The following is a 7,604-nucleotide window of genomic DNA, read 5'->3' as shown; positions in this document are numbered from 1 at the left end:
GGGGCTATTTGACGAAGAAGCAGGAATTTTTAGATCAATTTATCGCAACCGCAATAGAACAGTCTATTCTCGGACAGCCTTCCAGAATCGTCTGTACGGACATTCATTAAATCACCAATCCGTGCTTATTCTTGATGGTTTTTACCATGACCATTTAACCGATCAGATTGTCACAATGATGCCTGATTGTAAAAAGAAATGACTCCCGGAAGCCCAAAAGCCAATAGTACCGGAATCGCATTAGTTTTAAAAATATGCTTGTTTTGAAAATCGGCGGCTTCATTGTGGCTAAAATCTGCAGGTTTTCAATGAAAATCTTGGGCATTGAGAAAAACAAGAAATACAATCGTTCTGATGATAGTTATATTAAGTAGAAAAGAAAGTCAAATTTTGTGTTTTATGAATGATCGTGCTTCTGGTTCTATCGCCCTGAGCTGTGGTACAGCACGGTAATTGAATAATCATTTCAAGCTTAAACGAAACTAAAGTGACAGAGATAATGAACTTTGACTATTTAAACATGTCTCAAAGTGCGTAGATAGAGATTTAATAACCGCCGTGGAGTGATTTGTGGAACCAGTCAATGCACCAGCTTCCGATCCGCATCTTGAATGCTACATATGCTATGAACATCTAAAAGGTAAGTTTAATGATTTTGTCGTGACCCATTGTTGCAAAACCCTCTCTCACTCCAAGTGTCTACAAAAATGGAAAACAAGCCCCCTAAGCCTGATGGGCAGAGATGCCTGTACGGTTCCTGTCAAACCAAACCGTGATTATCTGAAATGTGGGGCTTGTAAACAGAACGCCCTGCCTGCAGTTAATGTGGGCACCATGGTTTATAGCAACAGCGACACCATCAACTACTGTCGGCCGGCGCTTGCTGCCTATTTGGACAAGTTTACTGGCAGTGGGCAAGCAAGCGGATCTGGAAATGATCAGTGTGGCACAGGGGTGGTCAGTAACCACACCAACGTGACAATGGCAAGCTGCTCAACAAGCTCGTCAACAAGTCCGTCAACAAGCTCGTCAGCAAGCTCGACAGCAAGTCCGTCAACAAGCTCGTCAGCAAGCTCGACAGCAAGTCCGTCAACAAACTCGTCAGCAAGTACGTCAACAAGCTCGTCAACAAGCTCGTCAGCAAGTTCGTCAACAAACTTCTCAGCAAGCTCAGCAAATGGTGCGAGCAGCTGGGGCAGTGGCGATAATATTCCTGATTTGCCGACTCTGGTTCGGCAGGGGTTGAAGCGGCGTCACAAAGATTTGCAGGCTGGAATTCAAGAACCACTACCGATTCAGGCCTGTGTCGTTGGCGATCAGGACATGCTGGAGGAGATAGCAAGGCAAGCCCCGGATACTGTTTGCCACCGGCAGCAGGCGGTCATTTATCGTGAACCTGTACCTCTGGCTCTGGTGGCTGCAGAACATAATCATGAAACCTGTGTCAAGAAGCTTGCCCTTGACTCTCAGGATATGTTTCACCTGTCAGTGGAGCTTGCCCTGAAAGAGAAGGATCACAGTACGCTGGCAACGCTGGTCAGGTGTGTTGATTTCAGGCTCACTAAGTTGTATCTGGTCGAGGCAATTGAACGAAAGGACATGCAGAAGGCGCAATTGCTGTTGGTCGCTGGCGTTGATCTCCACCCGGCGGCTAAAGATGTCGTTAAGAATTACCGCAGTCCGGAGACGATAAGCTTCCTGAACAGCCTCGGTGTCAGTGGCAGCGAGATTGTTCTCCTGGCCGCACAGGCAGAGAACAGAAGGCTGTTTGAGGATTTACAGGTATTGCCTGAACTCCGCAGAATCATCGGGCATGCCCATTACGTTGAGGCCATAATCCTTGCTGCCCAACAAGATGACCTTGTCACGGTGCAGGCACTGAAAGACGTTGTGACGCTGGAAGACGCGCTGTGCGTCTGTGTCGGCGAGCAGAATGAAGCAGCCATTGCTGCGCTGATCAAATCAGGGGCGTGTTTTGCGGACGCCTTATCTCTGGCTGTTTCTGACGGCCAGCAAGAAGTGTTTGAACAATTACTGATCAGGAACGCAGATGACTGTGGTCACTATTTAAGGCTTGCTGCGCAAAACGGGGATAAAGCACTGGTGCAGGCCCTGCTCAATGCCGGTATTGATGCCAATGGCGGGGATGATCACGCTGACACGCCACTGGCTTTTGCCGCCCGCAATAGCCATGCTGCGGTTGTAAACCTGTTGTATGAAGCTCTGGGGCCTGATAGGCGAGTCAGTGTTATTGCCCAGGCAGCCAGGGGTGGCACTGAAACGGAATTGCGATCACTGCTGGCTACCTGCACAGACGCAGGACAAATGTTCCGTGAGACGCAACGGGTAATCAATTATGTACTTGATCATCCTGACTATGGCGAACCAGTTATCAGACAGCTGTTAGACAAAATGGATGCCAGTAAAACAGCAATGATTCTTTCTGAAGCCCTTAAGAACAACGATGACAAAATGCTGGCAACGCTGCTGGCTGCCGGGGCCGATGCCAATGCCACTGACCGCAATGGCTGGCCTTTGCTGCACAAAGCCGCCAACAGCGGAGACCTGCAAATGGTTCAGCTATTGCTGGAAAAGGGGGCAACTGCTGACCTGCAAAGTCCGGATGGGAAAACCGCCTTATTTATTGCTGTCGGAAAAGGTCACAAATCGGTCGCTAATAGGCTGATCAAAGCCACAGGTGGGGTAGATATTGAAACTGAAGTAGCAGCTGCTGTTGGCCGGGAAGACGTTGAAATGCTCAGGCATTTGCTCTGTATGGCTGATCTTGGTGGCAACAGGTTCCGGCAATTGTTCCATCAGGCGGCGGTAAGCAAACAGAGTCAGGTGGTCAGTGTCTTCGCCATGCAAAAAACCATCAGTGTGCAGATTGCCTTTGCCATGGCGCTTGACAATAACGAGTTGGCGGTAGTCATTGAATTTCTCAATGCAGGTATTGACAACAGCCGTTGTTGGTTAGCGTCGGGTTTGCTGATGGCGGCAGTACGCCAGGAGGAAGAGAAGGTTAAAACTCTCATTCAGCATGGTGTTGATCCCCGTAATGATATTAAATTTGCGGCGCAAGCCAGGGAAACGGAAGCTTTGTCAGTACTGCTATCGGCTGTTGATGATATTGAGGCAAGAAACAGGCTGGTTGAGGCACTGATTTTCAGTGAGGATAGGGATCCGTCAGTGTTCTCGTCGCTGGTGGGTGTTGAGCGTGATTCCGGAGCTGCTGGTCTCAGGGGTATTCTGTTCTCGATCTTGGCAAAAAGTAAACAAGCCCGAACCGCTCTGGAGAGTGCGCTGGCAACAAGACAGAATATTATGGATCGGAACAGGTGGGAGTATCTGCAATATTCCCCCGCTATTAATCGGCAGGGGAACAGTCAGTGGGATAGTGATGATGAGGAGGAGCCGCCGATTCATCGCTCTGTGATGATGCAATCCTGCAATGATGCTACTATTGAGGACCATCTGGCTAATCTGGAAAAGAATGAAGCTGTTATTCAGGCATTGATCCGCGCCGGAGCTGATCTTGATATCACCGACGACAATGGGGTCTCTTTCCTCTCTCAGGCGATACAGGGGAACTGCCATGATATTGTCCGGTCCATCCTGGATTGCTGGAGAGATGCAGGCCCGGCTCTCAACAACCCTGCGGCACCGGGCCAACAGTCAGAGGATGACATCAACAGAGATCTTTCACGGACACTGACCGATGCTTTGGTGTTGGCCATTGGTCTGGATCGGCAGGAAATCGCCACGCTGTTGCTGGACGCTTTGCATGGGATGAAAAATGCTGAATTTGATCGTTCCCGACTCAATGGCAATAGCAGCCTCCTCTACAGTGTTGCAAAAACAGGAAATATCCGGCTGTTGGCGGAACTGTGGCAACAGGGCGCCCGGGCTACCCCGAGTCTGGGCCATATTGTGCAGGACGCAAACGTAAACATGTTGCAACGGTTTGTTGATGCAGGGATTAAACTGGACACCGCCGATGTCGGCAGCGAGGTGCATCCGTTGCTTCTGGCCGCCACTTTGTATGCCGGTAGTGACAACTTGCAAGTGGTGCGGTCCATGGTATCGATCACTGACAATGTTGAAGACGTTATTTGTAACCAGGCCCTGACAACACAAAAAATAGTGCTGTCAAAGCTTTGGCAAGTGGTAGCTGAACAGTACGAACGTATTATGAATATACTGGTTCGCGCTGCTGATGGAGAAAATCACCGGCTTTTCGAGACACTTGCAGGCGACGGGGAGATGGTTGGCCAGCTGGGCCGGTGCCTGAGCGATGCGGCACATCATGGCCATCGCAAGGTCGTCAGTGAACTGATCAACATTGATGTTGATATCAACTCCGACCCGGCGGTGTTTCTGTATGACATAGCCCTTGAGCATCCGGATATTGCCAAAATGGTGGTGGACTATTGGCAAGGGAAAGCGAACAGAAATCCTCCGGTTATTATCAGAGCGGCGGTCAATTTGGCAAAACAGAAGATGGAGCAGCCCAATGCTGATCGGCAGCAAACAGAGCAAATTTGTGCCAGTCTAAACGGATTGTTAGGCAGCAACGCCGTGCCCGCTCAATCGACAGACTTACAGAATCAACAGTCTGTCCGTTCTCAGCTAGGGCGTTTATAACAGTTTTCTGGCCGGAAAGATCAGCGAGGCAACAAAACCTCAACAGGCTCCCAGGCATTGCGCCTACTCCCTACTTCGGGAAGTTAAAGACGGAACCGACACAAAGAAAAAATTTTTTATCCTCGTTCCCTTGCTCTGCGTGAGAATGAGTACCGGAGCCTGCAGGATGTGAAACAACCTGTTTTCGCCGGAGCCTTGGGTTTTTAATGCGGACTTTGCATAGACGTCGATCTTCGGGTATTCATTCCCACGGGGAACCTTGGGAATGGGGTGCCTGTGTATGCACTCTAGGATTTGTCTGGAAAATAAATTCCCGGTCGGTCTCACGGACTAAATCTGTTTGAGCTGAGTTCTGAGCCTGACGAAGAACTCAGCCGGAAATCAGGAAGTTATTTCAGGACGATGCCCTAATCACAACCTGGTAGAAGACAATGATGATATACAATGCCCTCAGGCAGCAGGGACTCAGGAAATGGACTGGTGATGTATCAGTGATCCTGAAAAATCCACCCTGTCGTTTGGGAGGGACTATTCTTGTGATGCCAACGTTGTTTGTGCTTCACTCTTTTCTGGAGAACCGGTATTTTTTAGTTCGCTCTTCTCTTGAACTAATAATGCCTTATAGTTTTTGTAATATTCACTGAGATTTGTGCTTTTTCCTGCACTGCGTAAACTTTGCCTTGGCACAGAGAATCTCTCTGGGTCAGTTTTATTTTGATCACTCAGGATGGACCATGCTTCTTTAATGATTCCATGGGGGGTGTCATCAATATCCGGTCGTTTTTCTTTAAAGTGTTGTTCTGAAAACCGTCTAACGCTGTTTTCAAGTTCCTTGAGTCCAAAATTAATTTTACACTGCATTCTTCTTCTTTTATCTTTTTCTGATTTCTGTCGTTCCTGATGATTTGGGTTGGTGCGTGGTCTTCTTGATCTTGGCTTTGCAGACTGGACCAGTAATTCTTTATCATCATTAATTAATCCAGCTGCAAGTAGTAGAATCTGTCCAGTAGTACACTCATTGTGGTGCAGTGGTTTTATACCCATGGCCTTACTAACTTCGTTGCTTAATTTTGTCACAATAACCTGGTTTCTCTTCACTTCAATATCAGCAACAGGACTCGATTCTCTTGAAGTGCGTATTTTTTTAGCTGGAGGGCTATCCGGGGTTTCCAGAACCCGGTTTGATGAAGTTGAAGAACCTGCAGTTGCCTCTAATTGATCTAATTGAGGAAAATTTAAAGGGTTGATTGTTGGTGCCAGCTTCTGTCTTTCTGCCTGGCTATTAACCAACTTTTTTAAATCAGTTGATGCTTTTTTAAACGCCTCAGCTGTTTGCAGTGATGTTACCTGAGCTTTTGTTAATGATTCAATTGTTTGACTTGATGCTGCTTCAGTTTTTTCCTGCTGTGCCTGAAGCTGAGAAAAATTTTCTTCAAATGCCTTAGCGTGCTTTTCAGTAGTTTCTGCCAGCATTTTATCAACGTGTTCGAGAAATTGTTTGTTTGCTTCCTCCAGCGTTGTTTCCATTAATGGCCTGACTGCTTCTGATACAGATTTTATAAAACTGATTTGCAAGTCTGTAATAATTGCTGTTATTGATGATGCAGCCGCTTGATTTATTTGCTCCTGTAATACAGGCATCATAGCTTTAACAGCATCAGTTACCTCAATTTTGAGTTGTTCCCCCAGTATTTCCCGCAGTATTTCAGGCATTATAGCTCTAACAATACTGGATATATCCGTTTTAAGCTGAGGTATGATGGCGTGAGAAACGGAGTTTGCTACTGCTGCTATGAGTTGCGGGGATTTTATGGTGGAGGCGGGGGAACTTACCATTGGTGTACCGGGATTGCCAATATCCGGGGTCGGCCTGACGGTCAAAGTGTGAGTCGCAGGCGCACTTAACTCTTGAGCATTGAACCTCGAAACCAGAGGCTGTCTTTGAGGCACTGGCTGCTGATGCCGGGAAACCTGTTGGGGTGGATTAGCCTCTATATGGTTTAGGAAATGAGTCAGCTTCCGGTTTTGGAAAAGTGTGCCTGTTGTTTCTGGAGGGGAAGCTGGATTTGACGGGATACTATTTGATCTGGTGAATCCACTGGACGACAATAAAGGGTCCGGACTATCCAGGCGCAAACCGATAATCGGTTGTGATTGCGAAAACATACCTGGATTTGGGCTCGCAAATTGATATCTTGGAGTAAATTGCGAATTTGGGCTATGTGGGATCCCTGCGGTCATCATCATTGTTGTTGTTTCTTCGTTGGGCCGATGGCGAGCTGTGAATTGCGTGTTATCCCTGGCAGGGTAGAAGAAAGTGGGTGCTGGAGATGATAAGCCTGCACCAACTTCAGAGTATTGATTATGGCACGAGGGCGAGGGTATTTCCGGGTTAAAATTGCAGTTTGTTGGTTCTGTTGATGTGATATTCCTTTGTTGAAATTGAGTATTGACATGCTGTCCTGACATCAATGGTTCAGACGGGCGCAAACCCGAAATCGGCGAATTGATATATACACGGGTTTGGGTTCCTTCTGTGATTACAGTATTTTCTCCTCTTTTATAAGTTGCAACAGTAAGAGGCTTTTGACCTGTTGATAAATGAGAATTGAACATGCCCTGACAACTACCCTGAATTTGTAATAATACATAATGTGAAGACCTTTCGATTAACTATAAGTTCAAAACTGTATTTGCCATAAAAGTAATGACAAAAAAGTTTTGAAAAAATTAATTCAAAACTATTTTAATCGTAAATGTTTTGGTGGGTTTATTTGATGGTCAGACAAATCATTAACTGCCAGTCCTGCCTGACCTGTTGAATATCTGCACTGTAACAACACACCAGAGCTGATATCCATGGATTCATGATCCCACAATGAACAGTGCTTATGGGATTAAATCAGGTAAGTAGTTGGCCAAATGGAATCGTATTTTCTGGCTAAGTGGGCAGTTACTAT

At 46.9% G+C, this 7,604-nt stretch carries 3 protein-coding genes; 2 read left to right on the top strand and 1 reads right to left on the bottom strand.

Translation table 11 applies throughout. The annotated features are described in order from the left end of the window. Together KDK15_RS03355 and KDK15_RS03350 are read left to right on the top strand one after the other, a co-directional pair. The coding region (locus tag KDK15_RS03355; RefSeq protein WP_257293953.1) for a hypothetical protein at positions 1 to 202 on the top strand (202 nt) is incomplete at its 5' end. A gap of 368 nt (positions 203 to 570) precedes the next feature. Next, complete coding sequence (locus tag KDK15_RS03350) at positions 571 to 4,644, top strand: ankyrin repeat domain-containing protein (RefSeq protein ID WP_257293952.1); 4,074 nt, start codon at positions 571 to 573, stop codon at positions 4,642 to 4,644. A gap of 528 nt (positions 4,645 to 5,172) precedes the next feature. Here KDK15_RS03350 and KDK15_RS03345 read toward each other — a convergent pair. Continuing rightward, positions 5,173 to 7,260: a hypothetical protein gene (locus KDK15_RS03345; RefSeq protein ID WP_257293951.1), complete on the bottom strand. Its 2,088-nt coding sequence runs from the start codon at positions 7,258 to 7,260 to the stop codon at positions 5,173 to 5,175. Between the last annotated feature and the right edge of the window lie 344 nt (positions 7,261 to 7,604).

Source organism: Endozoicomonas sp. YOMI1 (genome assembly GCF_024606345.1).
GTDB lineage: Bacteria > Pseudomonadota > Gammaproteobacteria > Pseudomonadales > Endozoicomonadaceae > Endozoicomonas.
The sequence above is the reverse complement of the archived record's forward strand: the minus strand, read 5'-3'. Positions and strand labels throughout refer to the sequence as shown.